Annotated in this window: 13 protein-coding genes; 4 read left to right on the top strand and 9 right to left on the bottom strand. The window is 74.3% G+C overall.

The features are described 5' to 3' along the window. Nucleotides 1-109 precede the first annotated feature (109 nt). The 5 genes from moeZ to Athai_RS24920 all read right to left on the bottom strand — a co-directional run bounded on the left by moeZ (nucleotide 110) and on the right by Athai_RS24920 (nucleotide 5,523). Nucleotides 110-1,336 (bottom strand): adenylyltransferase/sulfurtransferase MoeZ, encoded by a 1,227-nt coding sequence (moeZ, locus tag Athai_RS24900; protein ID WP_203963744.1) that lies wholly within the window; start codon nucleotides 1,334-1,336, stop codon nucleotides 110-112. A gap of 110 nt (nucleotides 1,337-1,446) precedes the next feature. Continuing rightward, nucleotides 1,447-2,352 (bottom strand): DUF3152 domain-containing protein, encoded by a 906-nt coding sequence (locus tag Athai_RS24905; RefSeq protein WP_239157152.1) that lies wholly within the window; start codon nucleotides 2,350-2,352, stop codon nucleotides 1,447-1,449. A 105-nt stretch (nucleotides 2,353-2,457) separates the two neighbouring features. Further along, entirely contained in the window at nucleotides 2,458-3,588 is a 1,131-nt protein-coding gene (locus Athai_RS24910; protein WP_203963745.1) for an alpha/beta fold hydrolase, read from the bottom strand. Between the two features lie 97 nt (nucleotides 3,589-3,685). Continuing rightward, nucleotides 3,686-4,333 (bottom strand): response regulator, encoded by a 648-nt coding sequence (locus tag Athai_RS24915; protein WP_203963746.1) that lies wholly within the window; start codon nucleotides 4,331-4,333, stop codon nucleotides 3,686-3,688. Further along, complete coding sequence (locus tag Athai_RS24920) at nucleotides 4,330-5,523, bottom strand: sensor histidine kinase (protein WP_203963747.1); 1,194 nt, start codon at nucleotides 5,521-5,523, stop codon at nucleotides 4,330-4,332. The genes Athai_RS24915 and Athai_RS24920 overlap by 4 nt, the downstream gene beginning before the upstream one ends. A gap of 269 nt (nucleotides 5,524-5,792) precedes the next feature. Here Athai_RS24920 and Athai_RS24925 point away from each other — a divergent pair, with 269 nt between their 5' ends. From Athai_RS24925 to Athai_RS24935, 3 genes are all read left to right on the top strand, one after another. Continuing rightward, nucleotides 5,793-6,950 carry an alpha/beta hydrolase family protein gene (locus Athai_RS24925; protein WP_203963748.1) on the top strand — a complete coding sequence of 386 codons (1,158 nt, stop codon included), beginning with the start codon at nucleotides 5,793-5,795 and terminating at the stop codon, nucleotides 6,948-6,950. A 74-nt stretch (nucleotides 6,951-7,024) separates the two neighbouring features. Next, on the top strand, nucleotides 7,025-8,083 hold the full coding sequence (locus tag Athai_RS24930; RefSeq protein WP_203963749.1) for a DmpA family aminopeptidase: 1,059 nt from the start codon (nucleotides 7,025-7,027) through the stop codon (nucleotides 8,081-8,083). Between the two features lie 132 nt (nucleotides 8,084-8,215). Further along, on the top strand, nucleotides 8,216-8,845 hold the full coding sequence (locus tag Athai_RS24935) for a mycothiol-dependent nitroreductase Rv2466c family protein (protein ID WP_203963750.1): 630 nt from the start codon (nucleotides 8,216-8,218) through the stop codon (nucleotides 8,843-8,845). Between the two features lie 81 nt (nucleotides 8,846-8,926). Here the strand turns inward: Athai_RS24935 and Athai_RS24940 are convergent, their stop codons facing one another. Together Athai_RS24940 and Athai_RS34435 are read right to left on the bottom strand one after the other, a co-directional pair. Further along, a complete protein-coding gene (locus Athai_RS24940) occupies nucleotides 8,927-10,138 on the bottom strand; it encodes a cation:proton antiporter domain-containing protein (protein ID WP_203963751.1) in 1,212 nt (403 codons plus the stop codon). Between the two features lie 199 nt (nucleotides 10,139-10,337). Further along, nucleotides 10,338-12,194 (bottom strand): ATP-binding cassette domain-containing protein, encoded by a 1,857-nt coding sequence (locus Athai_RS34435; RefSeq protein ID WP_239157153.1) that lies wholly within the window; start codon nucleotides 12,192-12,194, stop codon nucleotides 10,338-10,340. Nucleotides 12,195-13,122: 928 nt separating this feature from the next. On the opposite strand from Athai_RS34435, the gene Athai_RS24955 reads away from it, so the two are divergent. Further along, a complete protein-coding gene (locus Athai_RS24955; protein WP_239157154.1) occupies nucleotides 13,123-13,830 on the top strand; it encodes an NAD(P)-dependent oxidoreductase in 708 nt (235 codons plus the stop codon). A gap of 166 nt (nucleotides 13,831-13,996) precedes the next feature. On the opposite strand, the gene Athai_RS24960 is transcribed toward Athai_RS24955, so the two are convergent. Both Athai_RS24960 and Athai_RS24965 read right to left on the bottom strand, forming a co-directional pair. Then, the gene (locus Athai_RS24960) at nucleotides 13,997-14,866 is read right to left on the bottom strand and encodes a sigma-70 family RNA polymerase sigma factor (protein ID WP_203963752.1); all 870 of its coding nucleotides are present in this window, start codon (nucleotides 14,864-14,866) and stop codon (nucleotides 13,997-13,999) included. A gap of 218 nt (nucleotides 14,867-15,084) precedes the next feature. Continuing rightward, entirely contained in the window at nucleotides 15,085-19,392 is a 4,308-nt protein-coding gene (locus tag Athai_RS24965) for a carboxypeptidase regulatory-like domain-containing protein (protein WP_203963753.1), read from the bottom strand. Nucleotides 19,393-19,491 lie beyond the last annotated feature (99 nt).

Raw genomic sequence — 19,491 nt, forward strand, 5'->3', positions numbered from 1 at the left:
GCGGTAACCGTGCGCTGAGCCAGGCACCGCCCACGGGGCACGGATCGGACCGGAACGACGCGGGGCCCGGATCCGGGTGGATCCGGGCCCCGCCACACGGTTCGGACGATCAGTACGTCGGCAGACTCGGATCCACCTGGGCCTGCCAGGCCAGCACGCCGCCCTGCACGTGCACCGCGTCGGCGAACCCGGCCGCCTTCAACGCCGCCAGCGCCTCCGCCGAGCGCACCCCGGACTTGCAGTGCAACACGATCTGCCGGTCCTGCGGCAGCGACGCCAGCGCCTCGCCGGACAGGATGTCGCCCTTCGGGATCAGCACCGAGCCGGGGATCCGGATGATCTCGAACTCGGCCTGCTCCCGCACGTCGACCAGCAGGAAGTCCTTGCCGGCGTCCTGCCACTCCTTCAGCTCGGTGGCGGTGATCGTCGACCCCTGCACGGCCTCGGTCGCCTCGTCCGACACCGCGCCGCAGAAGTCCTCGTAGTCCTCCAGCAGCGCGGTCTGGGTCGGGTGCTCGCCGCACAGCGGGCAGTTCGGGTCCTTGCGCACCTTGATGTCGCGGTAGGACATCTCCAGCGCGTCGTACACCATCAGCCGGCCGACCAGCGGGTCACCGATCCCGGTGATCAGCTTGATCGCCTCGTTCACCTGGATCGAGCCGATCGAGGCGCACAGCACGCCGAGCACCCCGCCCTCGGCGCAGGACGGCACCATCCCGGGCGGCGGCGGCACCGGGTACAGGCAGCGGTAGCAGGGGCCGTGCTCGGCCCAGAACACGCTGGCCTGCCCGTCGAACCGGTAGATCGACCCCCACACGTACGGCTTGCCGAGCAGCACCGCCGCGTCGTTCACCATGTACCGGGTGGCGAAGTTGTCGGTGCCGTCCACGATCAGGTCGTAACCGGCGAAGATGTCCATCACGTTGTCGATGGTCAGCTGCTCGTCGTGCACCACGACCTCGACCAGCGGGTTGATCTCGGCGATCGACTCCTTCGCCGACTGCGCCTTCGACTTGCCCACGTCGGACACGCCGTGGATGATCTGGCGCTGCAGGTTCGACTCGTCGACGGTGTCGAAGTCGATCACGCCGAGGGTGCCGACACCGGCCGCCGCGAGGTAGAGCAGCGCCGGAGAGCCGAGCCCGCCCGCGCCGACACACAGCACCTTCGCGTTCTTCAGCCGCTTCTGGCCGTCCATGGCGACGTCCGGAATGATCAGATGCCGGGAGTAGCGCCGGACCTCGTCCACGGACAACTCCGCGGCGGGCTCGACGAGCGGTGGGAGCGACACGGGTCTCCTCCGTGGCTCGGGTACGGGTTGACGTTCATCGAACATTGTTGCTCGCCGGCGCGGGGGTCGCCCATGACCTCCGCCACCCGTCCCAGCAGCCGGTCGAGCCGGCCGGTTCGGAATCAGCCGGTTCGGAATCAGCCGGTGTATCGGAATCAGCCGGTGTAGTAGCTCGACGGGTCCTTCGGGATGTCGGCCTGCGAGTAGTCGCCCTCCGGGCCCTGGTAGAGCTTGCCGTTCGGGTACGGCCACGGGTTCGGCACGCAGCCGTGCATGCCCAGCGTCTGCTGCTGCATCGTCGGCGCCTTCTTGCCTTTGCCCGGGCACAGCTGGTGACCGTGGCCGAGCCGGTGCCCCACCTCGTGACCGATCGCGTAGTCGCGGTAGTCGTCGAGATTCTTGTAGTACGGCACGCCGTGCACCCAGCGGGACACGTTGATCATCACGCTGTCCTCGTACCGGCAGGAGGTGTAGCCGTCCGGGTCGTCGTGGCACATCCGGTCCCGGGTGCCGGGCGTGACCAGGTGCAGCACGAAGTCGGCCGACGCGCCCGGCCCGACCCGCTGGAACCGCCAGTCACCGCCGGCCGTCCAGCCCTGCTTGTTGCCGAGGATCGCCACCACCCGGTCGGCGAACGCCGACACGTCGATGCCCTTGATGTCGGTCTCCACCTCGACCTGGAACCGCAGCAACGTGCCGGAGCGGCCGTACACCTTGCTGGTGCCGGGCGCGGTGACGAACTTCCCGGACCCGTCCTTCGGGTACCGCACCGTTTCGGCGCTCGCCGACGCGCTCGGCGTCGGTGACGCGCTGTGGTGGTGACTCACCGGGGCGCCGCTCGGCACCGTACTCGGCGACTTCGCCACCGCGGAGGCACCGTGCCGCGGATCCCTGGTCCCGCCCTGGACCAGGTCGACGGCCACCACGACCACCGCAACCAGCAGCACCACCAGCAGGAACGTCCGCCGGCGACGACGCAGCATCCGCTGCCGGGCGAGCAGCCGGGCGTCGACCCGGGCTGCCGCCCCGCTGCGTGGACGTGGGCGCGTCGGTGCTGACATTGCAGCTCAGGGTGCCACGAACGGCCCAGGTGATCGCGTCACGACACGAACCAGCGACGTTTCTCACCGTATCGACGGCATTGGCCGATCCGCCGGCCGCCGGCGCTATCGTGGCCGGTCCTCGCCCGCCCCGCCGGGGCCGCCGGCCCGACCGCCCGTTGCGGGGCCGCGGGCCCCACCGCCCGTTGCGGGGCCACGGGCCCGACCGCCCTCGCCCGGCACGCCGGCCCGGCTGTCGGCACCGACCGCGCCGTCCCGGTCACCGCCGTCCCGGCCGCTGGCGGCCCGGTCACCGCCGTCCCGGTCGCTGGCGGCCCGGTCGCTTTCGGTGACGAGGGCGAGCAGCGCACGCGCCACGGTACGCGGGTTCTCCAGCTGGGCGACGTGGCCGACGCCGTCGAGGGTGAGCAGCCGGACGTCCGGGCCGGTGGCGGCCAGCCGGTCGGCCAGCCGGACCGGCACCAACCGGTCGTCGCGGCCCCACACCACCAGCGTCGGCACGGCGATGCGGGCGACCGCCGACCAGAGCGTGTCGGTACCGGCACGCAGGAAGTCGACCAGCAGCGCCCGGAACGTCCGCAGGTACGCCTCGGCGTGCCAGCGGGTGGTCAACCACTCGCCGGCCTCGGCGACGAACGCGTCCAGCAACTCGGCGGTGACCGTACCGGGCTGCGCCATGCAACTGTCCAGCGACTGCCGGGTCAGGCCGGCCGGGCCGAGCCGGCGCATCGACGCCGACAGCGCCAGCGCCGCGCCCGGCAGCCACGCCGCCGGCACCAGGGGGCCGAGCTGCGACTGCCACGGTCGGTGGAACGGCATCGCCGGCGAGATCAGGGTCAGGCTGCGCACCAGCTCCGGGTGGGCCGCCGCGACCCGCACCGTGACCGCCCCGCCCAGCGAGTTGCCGACCAGGTGCACCGGGCCGTCGAGTGCCGCCAGCCAGCCCGCGACGTGCTCGGCCAGTGCCGGCAGCGTGCAGCGGCGCAGCGGCGCGCTGCCGCCGAACCCGGGCAGGTCCAGCGCGTACCCGCGGCGCGGCGCGAGCAGCCCGCCCAGCAGCGTCCAGTCCAGCGCCGAACCGCCGAGCCCGTGCACGTACGCGATCGGGGTGCCGCCCGGTTCGCCGACAACCCGCATCCGGCTGGCCAGCCCGCGCACCCACAGCTTGCGCACCGGCCACGCGGTGACCGGCCGGTCCGGCACCAGCCCCGCCGCCGCCATCGCCGCCTTCCGCACTCCGCCAACCTATCCCCATGTCCCACAGGCGCGTTGATCATGGCGTTGGCTGGGCGAGCAATCGACACGACGCCATGATCAACAAGGCGGGTGGCGCTCAGCGGTGGGCGGCGTCGCGGACCAGGATCGCGGCCTGCACCCGGTTGTCCAGGCCCAGCTTCGCCAGGATCCGGCTGACGTGCGTCTTGACCGTCGCCTCGGTGGTACCCAGCCGGCGCGCGATCTCGGCGTTGGACCGGCCCTCCGCCACCTCGTCGGCCACCTCCCGCTCCCGGTCGGTGAGCACGTCGAGGCGGGCGCTCGCCGCCACCGCCGGGCCGGCGTACCGGTCGTCGAAGGTGTCCAGCAGCCGCCGGGTGACGGTCGGCGCGAGCATCGCGTTGCCCGCCGCGACGGTGCGGACCGCGCCGGCCAGCTCGGTCGGCGGGGTGTCCTTGAGCAGGAAGCCGACCGCGCCGGCGCGCAGCGCCCGATGCACGTACTCGTCCTCGTCGAAAGTGGTCAGCATGATCACGTGCGGTCGGGCCGGCAACGCGCGCAGCTGCTCGGCCGCGGTGAGCCCGTCCGTGCCGGGCATCCGGACGTCCATCAGCACCACGTCCGGCCGGTGCCGGCGAACCGCGGCCACCGCCGCCGCGCCGTCCGCCGCCTCCGCCACCACCAGGATGTCCTCGGCCGCGGACAGGATCAGCCGCAGCCCGGAGCGCACCAGCGCCTCGTCGTCGACGATCAGCACCCGGATCATGCCGCCGCCGTCCCGGCCGGCACCGGCAGCACCGCACGAACGGTGAAGCCACCGTCCGGGTCGGCCCCGGCGTGGCACTCGCCGCCGAGCAGCGCCACCCGCTCGCGCAGCCCGGCGAGGCCGAGCCGGCCGGACACCGCCGGTTCCACCGGCTCGGTCGGCGGTTCGTTGCGGACCTCGACGGTCAGGCCGCCGGCGGCGAGCCCGACCCGCACCACGGTCTCGACCCGGCCGGCGTGCTTGTGCACGTTGGTCAGCGCCTCCTGCACCACCCGGTACGCGGCCCGCCGCACCGTGTCCGGCGCTCGAGCGGACGCGGCGTCGACCTCCAGCGTCACCGGCACCCCGGCGGACCGGGACTGCTCGACCAGCGCCGGCAACTCGGCCAACCCGGGCTGCGGCGCGGTACCGGACTCGCCGGTGCGGGTGCGCAGCACGCCGAGCACGGCACGCAGGTCGGTCAGCGCCGCCCGCCCGGTGGTACGGATCAGCGCCGCCTCGGCGCTCACCCCGGCGTCGGTGGCGGTCACCTCGATCGCGCCGGCGTGCAGCACCATCAGCGACACCCGGTGCGCCACCACGTCGTGCATCTCCCGGGCGATCCGGGCCCGTTCGGTGGACCGGGCCGCCTCGGCGCGCGCCGCCTGCTCGCGTTCGGCCCGCTCCGCCCGGTCCCGCAGCTCGTCGAGCAGGCCCCGGCGGGCCGCCAGCCACAGCCCGAGGATCATCGGCAGCGCCACGAACACCACCACCTCCAGCAGCGTGTTCGAGATGCTCCCCCACACCGCGCGGTAGCCCCCGATCAGCTGGTTGACCAGCACCGACGCCGCCTCGACCACCACCGCAGCGGCGCCGAAGGCCAGCAGCCGCCGGCCCCGCAGCCGGTAGCCGGCGTAGAACGCGGCGACCACCGTCGGCGGCCACAGCAGCGCGCCGACCAGCGCAATCGGGGCCAGCACGAACAGCGGCCACAGCCGCCAGCGGGCCAGGCCGGCGACCACGCCGCACCCCGCGCAGCCGGCCAGCAGCCAGCCATGCTTGGCGTCCGCCGGGATCGGGCCGAGATCCAGCCCGGCGGTGGCGAACGCGAACACGCCGATCCCGACCAGCAGCGGCGACCACCGAACCACCGCACGGCTGGCCGCCTCGAAGATCGCCCCGCCCGCCGCCCGGCCCGCCACGTACTGCATCGCACCAGCGTACGGACCGGTTCCGGACGCCGCGTCCATCGATCGACAGTCGCCAGGCACGACGAAAGTCGTACCCGCCGGCAACGTCCCGCCGACGACACGACGCGGCCGGTGCACCAACGCTGGACGGCATGCAGAAACCTCGACCACGTCCCAGCGACGACCTCCCCGGCATCCCCCGCGCGAGACTGCGCGGCGCGATCGGCCGGCTGCGCCGGTTCGACCGCCGGCAATCGGGCCCCGCGGTACCGAAAGGCGGCCAGCGACGCGTGTCCGGCCGCGCATCCAGGTCGCTCGCCCGGCGGGCGATCGGTGCGGTGGCCCTGGCCGGGCTGCTCGGCCCGGTGGCGGTGGCGCCGGCGGCGACGGCCACCGCGGCGCCGGCACACCAGTTCGATGGTGGCGGCGCGCTCGCGCTGCCGGCGCCGACCGGCCGGTACCCGGTGGGCGTCGACCGGATCGACCTGGTGGACGCCGGCCGCACCGACCCCTGGGTGCCGTCGGCCGGGCCGCGGCGGCTCAAGGTGACGCTGCGGTACCCGACGGCACACCGGCACGGCGGGCCGGCGCCGTACCTCGGCGCGGCGGAGTCGGCGGCGCTGCTGACCGCCGACCACCTGACGGCGGTGCCGCCGGACGCGCTGAGCCACGTCCGTACCCACTCCTACGCCGGCACCGCGCCGCTGCCTGGCCGGCGGCCGCTGGTCGTGCTGTCTCCCGGGTTCACCCAGCCGGCGGCGACGCTGACCGCGGTCGCCGAGGACCTCGCCAGCCGCGGCTACCTGGTCGCGGCGGTCGACCACCGGTACGAGTCGGTCGCCACCACCTATCCGGGCGGCCAGCTGGACACCTGCGAGGCCTGCGGCGCGGCGGGTTCCGACGTGGTGGCCAGCCGGGTCGCCGACATCCGCTTCGTGCTGGACGAGCTGACCGGCCGGCAGCCGGCGTGGCGGTGGGCACGCCGGATCGACGCGTCCCGGATCGCCCTGGTCGGGCACTCGGTCGGCGGCGCGACCGCGTCCGCCGCGATGGCCGCCGACCGGCGCATCGACGCCGGGATCAACATGGACGGCACCCCGCACGTACCGGCACCAGCGGGCGGGCTGCACCGACCGTTCCTGCTGTTCGGGTCCTCGGCGCACCACCTGCCCGGCGACGACGGCAAGTGGGACGCGCTGGCCGGCAAGCTGACCGGCTGGCACCGGTGGTTGACCGTCACCGGTTCCGAGCACTTCACGTTCACCGATCTCACGCTGCTCAACGACCAGCTGGGGCTGCCGCCGCTCGCCGCGGTCGGCGGGGCGCGTTCGGTGCGGCTGACCCGGCGGTACGTGGCCGCCTTCGTCGACCGCCAGTTGCGCGGCCGGTACGAACCGATCCTGGACCACCCGAACCCGGCCGACCCGGAGATCGTCTTCCACCGCTGATCGGTCCGGGTCCTACACTTCCGCTCGGTCGCGGCGGTGCGCCGCGGCGTTCGCGAGCGAGCGGGGGGTACGGGATGGGCCGGGCGCGGGAGGCCGGGGTGCCGCTGGGCGGGCTGCCCACCGGTACCCACAACGCGATCACCGATGTGCCCGGCGTGCTGGTCGGGCACGAGACGCTGCACGCCGGCGACGCCGTACGCACCGGGGTGACCGCGGTGTCGCCCGGCCCGGGTTCGGCGTTCCGGGACAAGTTCCCGGCCGCGGTCGCGGTGTTCAACGGGTTCGGCAAGGCGGCCGGGCTGAGTCAGATCACCGAGCTGGGCGTGCTGGAGACCCCGATCGTGTTGACCAACACGCTCGCGGTCGGCGCCGCGCACGAGGGGCTGGTGCGGCACGCGCTGGCCGGGCACGACGAGATCGGCGTGACCACCGGCACGGTCAACCCGCTGGTGCTGGAGTGCAACGACGGCTGGCTCAACGACATCCGCGGGCTGCACGTCCGGCCGGAGCACGTGGCCCGGGCGCTCACCGCGGCGGGTCCCGGCCCGGTCGCCGAGGGCCCGGTCGGCGCGGGTACCGGGATGGTCTGTTTCGGCTGGAAGGGCGGCATCGGCACGGCGTCCCGGCGGGTGGCCGACCACACCGTCGGCGCGCTGGTGCTGACCAACCACGGCCGGCCGGCGGAGCTGACGATCGCCGGCGTACCGGTCGGCGCGACGGTGCGGCCCGAACCGGTGCGGCGGGCGCCGGAGTGGACTCGCGGCGCCGGCTCCTGCGTGGTGGTCCTGGCCACCGACGCGCCGGCCGATGCCCGGCAGCTGGGCCGGCTGGCCCGGCGGGCCGCGGTGGGCCTGGCCCGCGGCGGCAGCGTGATCCAGCACGGCAGCGGCGAGTACGCGGTGGCGTTCAGCACCGCGAACCGGGTGCCGCACGTGCCGGCCGGGCCGACGCGGGCGACGACCGTCCTGGCCGAGGAGGGGCCGGTGCTGGACGTGCTGTTCACCGCGGTCGCCGAGGCGACCGCGGAGGCGGTGGTCAACTCGCTGTTCGCCGGGGCGCGCACCGCCGGGGCGCGCGGCCACGTGATCGAGGCGCTGCCGGTGGATCGGGTGCTGCCGCTGCTGCGGCGCTGATCGCGGCCGTCCAGCACGGCCGGTCAGCCACCGATTGGTCTGCTCGACTAGGCACCGATCGGACCTGTCACCGAACCAATCGGCCACCGTACCGTCGGAGCGTAAGACGTTGCCAGGCGAGGAGAGCAGGCCATGAGCACCACCGTCGAGATGTGGTTCGACCCGAAATGTCCGTGGGCGTGGAACGGGTCCCGCTGGCTGCTGGAGGTCGAGCAGGTCCGGGACATCCGGGTGCTGTTCCACACCCTCAGCCTGTCCGCGCTCAACGCCGACCGCGAGGTCGAGCCGTGGTACCGGGAGTGGCTGGACGCCGGGTGGGGGCCGGCCCGGATCTGCCTCGCCGCCGAACGCGCGCACGGCGCCGAGTCGCTGCGCGGGCTCTACACCGCGCTGGGTAGCCACATCCACCGCAAGCGCGAACCGCTCGGCCGCGAACTGTACGTCGCGGCGCTCACCGAAGCCGGGCTGCCGGTCGAGCTGGCCGACGCCGCCGACGACACGTCGCTCGACGCCGGCCTGGCCGAGGCGAACCGGGCCGGTCTCGGCCCGGTCGGCGAGGACCTGGGCACCCCGGCCATCCACGTACCCGGGCCGGACGGGCTGGTCGCGTTCTTCGGCCCGGTCGTCACCCCGGTACCGCGCGGCGAGGCCGCCGGCCGGCTGTGGGACGGCGTGCTGCTGTGCGCCGGTACCGACGGGTTCTTCGAGCTGAAACGGTCCCGCACCCGCCGGCCGTTCGAGAACGAGATCGTCCCGTCCTGAGCCCACCGGTCGGCCGCCCCGGCGGCCGGCCCGTCAGCCGTTTCGACGGCCGCCCGGTCAGCCGGTTCGGCGGCCGGCCGGTCAGCCGCCGCGGCGGCTCCGCAGCAGGCGGGCCGTCAGCGGCGGCGCGACCACGCCGTACAACACGATGCTGAGCACCACGACCACCGTCATCGCGTACAGCGGGGGCAGGTCGTCGGACTCCGGCAGCGCGTCGAAGGCGAGGAAGCCGAACACGATCGACGCGGTACCGCGCGGGCCGAGCACCCCGACCGCGATCCGCTCCCGCCACCGCAGCGAGCTGCGCAGCAGGCACAGCAGGACCGGTACCAGCCGCAGTACCAGCACCGCGAGCACGCCGAACAGGATCAGCGCCGGCTTGAGCCCGTTGCTGAACACCAGTACCGCGACCGCACCGAACCCGAACCACATCGCCATCGACACCAGCTGGCCGACGTCGTCGGCGAACGCGGTCTCCGCCGGGTCCAGGTCGGCGTGCCGCGAACCGCCGCGTACCACCCGGTAGACGATGCCGGCGAGGAACGCCGCGACGAACCCGTTCGCCTCCACCAGGTTGGCGGCCACGTAGGACAGCAGCGGGACCAGCACCATCGCGAACCGGCCGGACCGGTCCGAGGCGAACCCGATCCGCCGGGTACCGCGCAGCACGAAACCCGCACCGCCGCCGACCACGATCCCGGCCGCGGCGGCGAACAGGAACGCCCACAGGCCGTCCAGCAGCGCCTCGACACCGTCCAGGCCGGCACGCTTGCCGACCAGGGACACCGCGAACACGAAGATCGGCGACACGATCCCGTCGTTGTAGCCGCTCTCGACGTTGAGGATGTGCCGGATCCGGACCGGGATCGCGGCGTGCCGCAGGATCGGCGACGCCGGCGCGAAGTCGGTCGGGATCACGATGCAGGCCAGCATCAGCAGTACCGGCCCGGACAGTGCCGGCAGCAGCAAGGATCCGGCCACGAACGCCGCGATCAGCGACAGCGGCATGGCGAGGAACAGCAGCCGGGAGATCACCCGGGCCTCGCCGCCGAACGGCCCCCCGCGTACCTCGGTGGCGTCCACGAACAGCAGCAGCGCGAGAATCAGCTCGACGACCTTCTCCGCGTGTGCGGTGTCGAGCCGGCTGTTGAAGTCGTCGGCCGCGAGCACGCCGACCAGCACGCCGCACGCCAGCATCACGAACGGGCCGGTCAGCCGGACGCGCTCCAGACCACGCTCGGCCAGCGCCCACAGCACCAGCACCGTGAGGCCGACCACGATCAGCAGCGCCACGCCCTCGCCCTTCTCGACCGCGGCTCGGCGGCCCGGGCGGGGGGTCGCCGTCGGTGCGGGGTCGCCGTCGGTGCGGGGTCGCCGTCGGTACTTGGTCGCCGTCGGTACGGGGTCGACCTCGACCCGCAGCGTCGCGGGCCAGTCTAGGTGCCGGAAAAGCGTGGCTTGCCGGATTACCCGAACGGGACCGCCCGGCCGGTCACGGCGCGGCAGCCTCGGTCAGCCGGCCGGCGGCCAGGTGCAGGCCGCGGGTCACGCCGATCTCGGCCAGGAACCGTTCGTCGTGGCTGACCACGACGAACGCGCCGCGATAGGCGTTCAACGCGCTCACCAGCTGGCCGACGCTGACCAGGTCCAGGTTGTTGGTCGGCTCGTCCAGCAGCAGCAGGTGCGGTGCCGGCTCGGCGTAGAGCACGCAGGCCAGCGTCGCGCGCAACCGCTCGCCACCGGACAGCGCACCGACCGGCAACTGTGCCCGCGCACCGCGGAACAGGAAGCGGGCCAGCAGGTTCATCCGCCGGTCCGGCGGCAGCTCGGGTGCGAACCGGGTCAGGTTGTCCAGCACCGAGGCGTCCTCGTCCAGCAGGTCGAGCCGCTGCGACAGGTACGCCACCCGCCCGTCGGCGCGGCGCACCAGCGGCGGCGGTACGGCCCGCCGGTCGTCGCCCGGAGCGTCGCCCGGCCCGCCCGAAGCGTCGCCCGGCCCGCCCCGGTCCTCGCCCGCCGCGTCCAGGGTGACGCCCGGCGCATCCGGGCCGGCGCTCGACCTGTCCGGGGCATCCGGGCCGGCGCTCGACCTGTCCGGGGCATCCGGGCCGGCGCTCGACCTGTCCGGGGCGGCGGCCGGCGATCGGGCTCCGGGCGCCGTGCCGGACGGTTCGAGGTCGCCGCCGATCAGCCGCAGCAGCGTCGTCTTGCCGGTACCGTTGGCGCCGGTCAGCGCGATCCGCTCGGGTCCCCGTACGGTCAGGTCCAGGCCCGGCGCGGCGAACAGCTCCCGCCCCGCATGGCATACCTGCAGCCGCTCACCGGTGAACACGGTGCGGCCCGCCGGGACCGCGGTGTCCGGCAGTTCCAGGGCGATCCGGATGTCGTCGCGCACCGCCCGGCCGGCCTCGTCCAGCTTGGCCCGCGCCTCGCCCAGCCGGGCCGCGTGCGTCTCGTTCGCCTTGCCGGCCGACTCCTGCGCGTGCCGTTGCAGGCCGCCGGCGACGATCCGGGCCAGGCCGGCGTCCTTGCGGTGCCGGCTGGCGTTCCCGGCCCGCCGCGCGGCCCGCTCGCGGGCCTGTTGCAGCTCCCGCTTCTCCCGCTTGACCTCCTGTGCCGCGCTGCGCACCGCCCGCTGCGCCGCCTCCTGCTCGGCCGCGACCGCCTGCTCGTAGTCGGTGAAGTTGCCACCGTACGAACGGATCTCGCCGGCGGACAGCTCCGCGATGCGGTCCATCCGGTCCAGCAGCGCGCGGTCGTGGCTGACCACCAGCAGGCAACCCCGCCACCCGGCCAGTACGTCGTGCAGCCGGTGCCGCGCGTCCGCGTCCAGGTTGTTCGTCGGCTCGTCGAGCAGCAGCACGTCCGGGCGCTTCAGCAGCTGCGCGGCCAGGCCGAGCGACACCACCTGGCCACCGGACAGGCTGGCCAGCGGCCGATCCAGCGCCACGTCACCGAGGCCCAACCGGTCCAGCTCCACGGCGGTACGTTCCGCCACGTCCCAGTCGTTGCCGATGGTGGCGAAATGTTCCTCGCTGGCGTCGCCGGACTCCACCGCGGCCAGCGCTGCGAGCACCGGCGCGACGCCCAGCACCTCGGCGACGGTCGCGCCGGAGCGCAGCGGCAGGTTCTGCGGCAGGTAGCCCAGCACGCCGGAGACGGTCACGGTGCCGCCGGACGGGGTGAGTTCCCCGGCGATCAACCGCAACAACGTGCTCTTGCCCGCGCCGTTGGGCGCGACCAGGCCGGTGCGGCCGGCGCCGAACGACCAGGACAGGTCGTCGAACACGACGGTGCCGTCGGGCCAGGAAAAGTGCAGCCGGGTAGCGACGACGGAAGAATCGAACATGCGGAATCCTTGGGGTGCAAGGCATCCGGTCGCAGCGGCGCCGGATGTCGCGGGAACGGGACGACGAGGGACCGAACCGCGGTGGCCGAGCCTGCCGCCGGTCGATCACGTCCGGGACTCACCCGGAGATGTCGTCGTCACCCGCCATGTCTGCGCTCCCCATCGGGCCCGGGCTCCGACCGCCCGCGGCACACAGCGGTCAACTGTAACAGCGTCCCGCCCGGCCGCCACCGTAATCCGGATCTCGGTGGCCCGGCGAGCGCTGCGGCACGGTTCCGGACGCCACCCGACCGCGCACCGGACCATCAGGAACCGGATCGCCCGGCCGGCACGGAACCGGAACGCGGCGACCGACCGGCACGGAACCGGAACGCCACGACCGACCGCCGTGGAAACGGAACGCGGCGCCCGACCGCCGTGGAAACGGCCCCGGCGCTGCGCCGGGGCCGTCCGCCTGCCCCGCGCCGCCCGCGCCGCTGCGCGTCAGCCGCGAGGCTCCAGGCGCCACCTCGTACCGCCGGCGCGGGAACGCCGGAGCTGGGCCGGCCGTCGGTGGAGCACCGGCCGGCACGCGCACCGCACCCCCGCGGCAGGCACCACCGGATGCCGGAACGGGCACCGTGCCCGGTGGGGCGGTGCAGGCCCTCACCGTAACCCAGCGTGGCGCCCGTCGCGTCGGTCGTTCGGCCCGGCCCGCGGGGTCGGCCGGCAGGGCTGGCCGTCCGGGCTTGCCGTCCAGGCTCGCCGTCCAGGCTGGCCGTCCAGGCTGGCCGTCCGGGGGTGGCCGTCCGGGGTGGCCCGCGCCACTCGGCGTCACACGCTGCCCGGCCGCCTCGTCCATGCCAGGTGTCGACGCGAACCGTCGACCCGGCGGCCGAGCGGCCCCGGCAGACCGCGGTCCGCGACGGCGGTCCGGCAGACGAAGGGGATGGTCACCATGCGGCTCTGCGTGTTCGGCGCCAACGGGCCGACCGGCCGGCTGGTCACCGGCCAGGCGCTCGGCGAGGGGCACCACGTCACCGCGTTCACCCGGCACCCGGACGAGTTCCCGATCGAGCACCCGCGGCTGGTGGTCGCGGCCGGCGACGTGGCCGACCAGGACGCGGTCACCGACGCCGTCGCCGGCCAGGACGCGGTGCTGTCGGTACTGGGCGTGCCGTACAGCAAGGATCCGATCACCGTCTACTCGGTCGGTGCGGAACACGTCACCGCGGCGATGCACCGTACCGGGGTGGAGCGGCTGGTGGCGGTCACCTCCAGCGCGGTGGAGCCGAACCCGAACCGGATCGGCGGCTTCCTGTTCGAACGGGTGCTCCAGCCGTACGTGGTGAACCGGCTCGGCAAGACGCTCTACGACGACATGCGCCGGTGCGAGGCGATCATCCGGGCCAGCGGCCTGGACTGGACCCTGGTCCGGCCGTCCGGCCTGTTCGCCGCCGCCGAGGTCAGCCGGTACTCGGTGGTGCCCGGGCACGGTGTCGGCAGGTTCACCGCCCGCATCGACCTCGCCGACTGCCTGCTGCGCGAACTCGGCGAGAACGGCCACCACCGGCAGGCGGTCGCGGTCCTGACCACCGAGGGCAGCCCGAGCCTGGCATCGATGATGTGGCGCGAGGCGGTCGGCAGCAAGCACTGACCGCCGCCGGGGCCGAGGCAGGCGGGCCGGCCCCGGCCCCGGCGGCAGACCGCGGTCCGCCCGATCGGCCGCGCCGGGCCGTCCGCCCGCACGGCCGCCGACGCCTCGGGCTGTCCGCCGCACGGCGGTGCGCGCTCCGGCCGTTCGGCGCACGGCCGGCGAGCGCTCAGGCCGGGAACAGCGGCAACGCGATCGCGTGCAGGTGGCGGATCCGGCCGGCCCGCTCGTCGAGCCGGATCACCGCGACCACGGCGTCCCCGCGCCGGGCCAGCACCCCGGCGTGGCCCTCCAGCGCGAACGGTGCGAGCGTCACCCCGGCCGCCGGGCCGAAGAACGCGATCGCCCGCTCGGCCACCGCCGGTACCCCGTGCGTCTCCGCCGGCGCGCCGAGGCCGAGCACGATCGCCAGCCCGTCGGCGGCCGGATCCAGCAGCCCGACCAGCGCACCGACGTCGCCACCGGCGCAGGCGGCGATGAACCGGTCGGCCAGCGCGGCGCTCTCCGCCGGTACCGGCGCGGCCCGCCGGGCCGGTTCGGGGGCGCCGAGCGAGAGCCGGGCCCGCCGGGCCAGCTGCCGGCAGGCTCCTGGGGTGCGGCCGACCAGCTCGGCGACCGCGTCGAACGGGAAACCGAACACGTCGTGCAGCACGAACGAGGTGCGCTCCGCCGGCGACAGCCGGTCCAGCAGCACCGTCAGCGCCCGCCGTACCTCGTCGTCGAGGGTGAGGCGGTCGGCCGGGTCGGCGCCGAGCGGATCGGCGCCGGCCGCCGGCGCCGCCTCCGGCGGGGTCGCGGTGGCCGTCGTCCGGCGGGTCTCGGCGGCCCGCAGCCGGTCCAGGCACAGCCGCCGGGTGACCACGATCAGCCAGCCGCGCAGGTCGTCGATCCGGGCCGGGCCGACCTCGGCGAGCCGGGCGAACGCCTCCTGCACCACGTCCTCGGCGTCGACCGACCGCCCCAGCATGCCGGCCGCCACCGCGAGCAGGTACGGCCGGTCCGCCTGCCACGCCGCCCGGATCCGCGTCTCGTCGCTCATCGCGTACCACCCCCGCCCGCCTGGACGAATCATCGCCCGCGAACGTGACACGACGCGGGCGGAACGGGTGCCCCGGCACCGCCGGTTGCCGGTGGCGAACGGTGTCGCCGGCGCGGGCCGACCGGCCACCGCACCGGCCGCGGCCCGCCCGTCCCCGCAACGCGCGCGCCGCGGGGGCACCCGAACCGGGTACCCCCGCGGCGTTTGCGACGACCGGGTCAGATCTTCGGTAGCACGAAGTCCACGGTCGTGGTGGCGCCGGCGCCGACCCGCGCCACCTTCATCTTGGGCTGCCGGCCGGCCATCGCGGCGATCACCTCCAGCGGGTTGAACCCCTTGTTCAGCCACAGCTGGTAGTGCCCGCTGCCGTCGGTCGCGAGGGTGAACGACTGCGGCCCGCAGGTACCGGTGCCCCGGTCGTACATCGTGCACACCTGGACGGTGGCGCCGGCCAGCGGCGCACCGTTCTCGTCCGACACGGTGCCGGTGATCTTGCCCCACCGCTTCGGCGGCGTCACGTGCATCGTGACCGACACCGGCGACGACGCGTACGGCGTGTCGGTGGCGACGTCGACCAGCCCCAGGTAGTCACCGGGCTGGGCGACCGCCGAGGAGTCCAGGCTCACCGGTACCGTCACCGACGCGCCGGCCGCCACCTCGAACGAGACGGTGCCCTCGGCCAGCCAGGGCAGATCCGCGTCGCCGTTGCAACTACCGTAGCCGGGCAGCTGCTGCACGAACGCGGTGCTGCCGAACGAGCCGGCGGACCCGCCGACCTGGTACAGGCCGCACGCGCCGCCACCGCGGTACTGGGCGTTGTTCGCGCTCGGCAGCGCCACCCACCGGTCCTGCTGCGGGTCGTACTCCAGCGCCTGGTTGCTGACGCCCTTGCCGTCGACCACGCCGCCGACGATCTGCACGCCGCCGTTGGCGGCCGCCGCCGAGGCGCCCCACACCGTGCCGGGCAGGTCGGCCCGCCGCGTCCAGCCGCTCGCCCCGGGCGAGTAGCTGTACGTCCGCGCCGACGGTGTGCTCGCCGACGCGTCGATGCCGCCGGCGCACACCAGCTCGGCGGACGCCGCACCGCACGACCCGTACGCGATCGGGGTCGGGTAGTCCGGCGCCGCCGTCCAGGCGTCGCTGCTCGGGTCGTAGCTGACCACCGACGTCGAGGACGGCGCGCACGAGCTGGTGGTGCAGCCACCGATCACGTACAGCCGGCCGCCGAGCACCGCCACCCCGGCCATCGCGGCGCCGCTGGGCATGTCCGCGACGCGGGACCAGGTGTCGCTGCCCGGGTCGTACCCGTAGGCGTGCGTGCTGGCCTGCGTGCCGCCGGTCCAGCCGCCCGCCACGTACAGGGTGCCGCCGACGAACGCGGCGACCGGGCCGTTGAGCGCCTCGGGCAGATCGGCCAGCGCACTCCACGACTGCGTCGCCGGGTCGTACACGTTCGCCGAGGCCAGGCTGGACGAGCCGGTGGTGCCGCCGACCACGTACACCTTGCCGTCGTGGTAGGCGACCGCGTCGTCCATCAGCGCGGTCGGGTAGTCGGCCACGTCCTGCCAGCCGTCCGCCGCGGCGCCCTGCCGCAGCGCCACCCGATGCCCGTCGACCGTCGCCGACTTCGCCGCCTTGCCGGCCGGCTGCGCGGCGAGGCTGGTGGCGGTCCTGACCGTCCGGGTCACCGCGCCGGGCGTGCTGTCCTGCTGCGGCGCGCCCAGCGGGGTGAACCCGCCGTCCTCCTCCGCCAGCCGGACGTGCAGCGGCGCCGTCCCGTCGTTGTGGAACGTCACCTGGCGGGTCGCGGTCGCGCCCAGCGTCTCGGTGGCCGACACGCTCGACTTGTCGACTGCCAGGTGCCCGGCACCGAGTTTCCAGTTGCGGTGCACCACCGCGTCGGCGACCGGGGTGGCCGACGCGTGCCGCGTCGAGTACCGGGCGTCGGTCACGGTGAAGGCGGTGTCCCCGGTGTGCGAGCTGAACAGCCAGTAGTACCCGTCCGGTACCGCGGGGTCGTCCGGCGTCGCCTCGGTCACCCCGAACCGGGTGGCGTCCGCGTCGCTGCGGACCGTCGCACCGACCAGCGGGTCGCCGGTGTTGCCGTCCCGCACCACGCCGGCGACCAGGCCACCGGGCGTCGGCGCGCAGGTACGGGTGCCGATCAGCACGTTGTCCAGCTCCCAGCGCCGGCTCCAGCTCCCGGTGAAGTGGAACCGGACCCGCACCTTCGACTTGCCGGCGGCCTGCGGGATCGGGATGTCGAGCCGGTTGCCCAACCCGCCGGACATCGTCTGCACCGTCGACCAGGTCGCGCCGTCGTCGGTGCTCAGGTCGACGGTGCCGACCTGGTCGGGGAATCCGATGTAGACGGTGTCGAAGCCGATCTCCGGGTTGGCCGCGCCGGACAGGTCGACGGCCGGCGACACCAGCGAGCTGTCCTGGCTGCCGTTCTCGCCGAACCAGTTCGAGTCGATGTCCGCGAACGACGCGTCACCGGCCGGCGGGGCCCAGCCGCCCGGGTTGTCGAACCGCCACGTCTGCCCGGTACCCGCGGCGTCGGTGACGGTCCAGCCGTCCTGCGGGGTGCCCCCGGTCCAGCCGGTGAACCCGGTGGTGCTGCCGGTGGTCGCCCAGTCGTAGCCGACCGCCGTGCACTGCGCGGTGTCGACCGGCAGCGCGACGTCCTGCCCGCTGCCTTCGGTCAGCGCGCCGGCGTCCTTCGGCGACGCGGCGGCGGTACCGCCGGTCAGGTCGACGGTGCGGTTCTGGTCGACGTAGTCGGGCAGTTCCACCGAACTCACGTGCATCCGGTAGGTGGCGCCGTGCGGCAGCTCGACGGAGTACCGACCGGTGTACGGGTTGGTGTAGACGGCGCCGTTCGGGTAACCGTCGACGGTGATCTTCGCGTACAGCGGCCAGCCGTGCCCGGAGCCGTCGGTGACGGTGCCGGACACCGTGTCGGTCGGCTTCTTGGCCAGCGTGAAGTCGGCGGTCACCGTCGCGTCGGCGGCCACCGTCAGGTCGGACCGGGTCTGGTCGCCGTAGCCGTACTTGCTGGCCGTGGCCTGGTAGCTGCCGGTCGCGACGGCGAGGTCGTAGTGCCCCTGGTCGTCGCTGGTGGCGTGGTAGACGGTGCCGTCCGCGGCGGCGGCCGCCACGGTCGCGCCCGCCAGCGCGGTACCGTCGCCGTCGGTCACGGTGCCGCTGATCGTGCCGTGCTCGCCCTGGGTCAGCGCGGCGACGCCGTTCGGCGTGCCCAACCCGGTCGGCCCGTCCCAGCCGGTGCCGGCCTGGCACAGCAGGTTGCCGCAACTGCCGTCGACCCCGGCGGTCACGTCGTTGAGGTCCTGCGCGGCGTGCGCGTCCCGGTACGGGTAGCTCGCCGGGTAGGTGTTCGGGGTGGCGGCACCGGCCAGCGCGTACATGCCGGCGACCAGTGGCGCGGACAGCGAGGTCCCGCCGTACTGCGCCCAACCGTTCAGGTGCGTGTTGTAGACGCCGATCCCGGTGGACGGGTCGGCGTCGGCGGCGATGTCGGCCACCGCCCGGTTGTTCGGGCAGTTCGTCTCGACACCCTGCTGGAAGTCCGGCCGCGGCTCGTACGGCGAACAGCCCGAACCGCCGTCGGTCCAGGCCGACTCGGCCCAACCACGCGCGTTCCCGGTGTCCTTGACCAGCTTGGTACCGCCGACCGCGGTGACGTGACCGCTGGTCGCCGGCCAGCCGGCGAGGTTGCCGGTGTCGCCGGTGGACGCGGTGATCGCGACGCCGGGGTGGTCGTAGTACGCGTCGTACTGGGTCTCCTGGGGCACCTCCGGCGCGATCCCGTACGAGTTCGACACCACCTGGGCGCCCAGCTGCACGGCCGTGTCGACCGCCTCGCCCAGGTCACCGAGGTTCGCCGTGTCGCCCTCCACCAGCAGCAGGTTGCACTTCGGGCAGACGCTGGACACCGCGTCGAGATCCAGCGCGGTCTCGATCGACCAACCGTTGTCCTCGGCCGGGAAATCGGTCCCGCCGCGCTGGTCGACCTTGCGGAAGCAGCCGTTCGCGGCGGTGCACGCCGGTAGCCCGTAGTACTCGCGGAACACCGCGAGGTCCGACTCCGCCGACGCGTAGCCGTACGCGTCGACGATCGCCACCGTCATGCCGGCGCCGCCGTCCGGCAGGTGGTACGCGTCCTGCAGGTCGCTGGGGGTCAGCGCGGTCGACGGTGGCGTGTTCGGCTGCACGACGAGCTTCCCGTCGGCGGTCGCCCGCCCGAGCGCGAAGCACCGCGCGTACGGCTCGGCCTTGTTCAGCTCCGCGGCGGTCAGCGAGTTGCAGCCGGCGCTGCGGTAGTCGACGCCCGCGCCGAGCGGCCCGCCGTTCGCGCCGTGCGCGCTGGCGGTGGCCGGCGGTGGGTCGGTGTGCACCGGGGCCGGGGCAGCCTCGGCGACGGCGGGGGTGAACAACATCGTCAGTACGGCGAGGGGCGCGACCAGCCAACCGGCGGGTCCGCGTAACCGGGGTGTTCTTCGCATCGATCGACTCCTCAGGCACTACCTGCACGTCAATGCCGGTCAGCGACGGACGCTGTCATAGTTGTGTCAACATGGACAAGCACCTGACAGGGTCAATTA

The organism is Actinocatenispora thailandica, assembly GCF_016865425.1.
GTDB classification, from domain to species: domain Bacteria; phylum Actinomycetota; class Actinomycetes; order Mycobacteriales; family Micromonosporaceae; genus Actinocatenispora; species Actinocatenispora thailandica.

Excerpts from the sequence above, each read along its gene's own strand:
- moeZ (WP_203963744.1), bottom strand. The coding sequence starts at position 1,336 with ATGTTCGATGAACGTCAACCCGTACCCGAGCCACGGAGGAGACCCGTG.
- Athai_RS24905 (WP_239157152.1), bottom strand. The coding sequence starts at position 2,352 with ATGTCAGCACCGACGCGCCCACGTCCACGCAGCGGGGCGGCAGCCCGG.
- Athai_RS24915 (WP_203963746.1), bottom strand. The coding sequence starts at position 4,333 with ATGATCCGGGTGCTGATCGTCGACGACGAGGCGCTGGTGCGCTCCGGG.
- Athai_RS24920 (WP_203963747.1), bottom strand. The coding sequence starts at position 5,523 with ATGCAGTACGTGGCGGGCCGGGCGGCGGGCGGGGCGATCTTCGAGGCG.
- Athai_RS24930 (WP_203963749.1), top strand. The coding sequence starts at position 7,025 with ATGGGCCGGGCGCGGGAGGCCGGGGTGCCGCTGGGCGGGCTGCCCACC.
- Athai_RS24935 (WP_203963750.1), top strand. The coding sequence starts at position 8,216 with ATGAGCACCACCGTCGAGATGTGGTTCGACCCGAAATGTCCGTGGGCG.
- Athai_RS34435 (WP_239157153.1), bottom strand. The coding sequence starts at position 12,194 with ATGTTCGATTCTTCCGTCGTCGCTACCCGGCTGCACTTTTCCTGGCCC.
- Athai_RS24955 (WP_239157154.1), top strand. The coding sequence starts at position 13,123 with ATGGTCACCATGCGGCTCTGCGTGTTCGGCGCCAACGGGCCGACCGGC.
- Athai_RS24960 (WP_203963752.1), bottom strand. The coding sequence starts at position 14,866 with ATGAGCGACGAGACGCGGATCCGGGCGGCGTGGCAGGCGGACCGGCCG.
- Athai_RS24965 (WP_203963753.1), bottom strand. The coding sequence starts at position 19,392 with ATGCGAAGAACACCCCGGTTACGCGGACCCGCCGGTTGGCTGGTCGCG.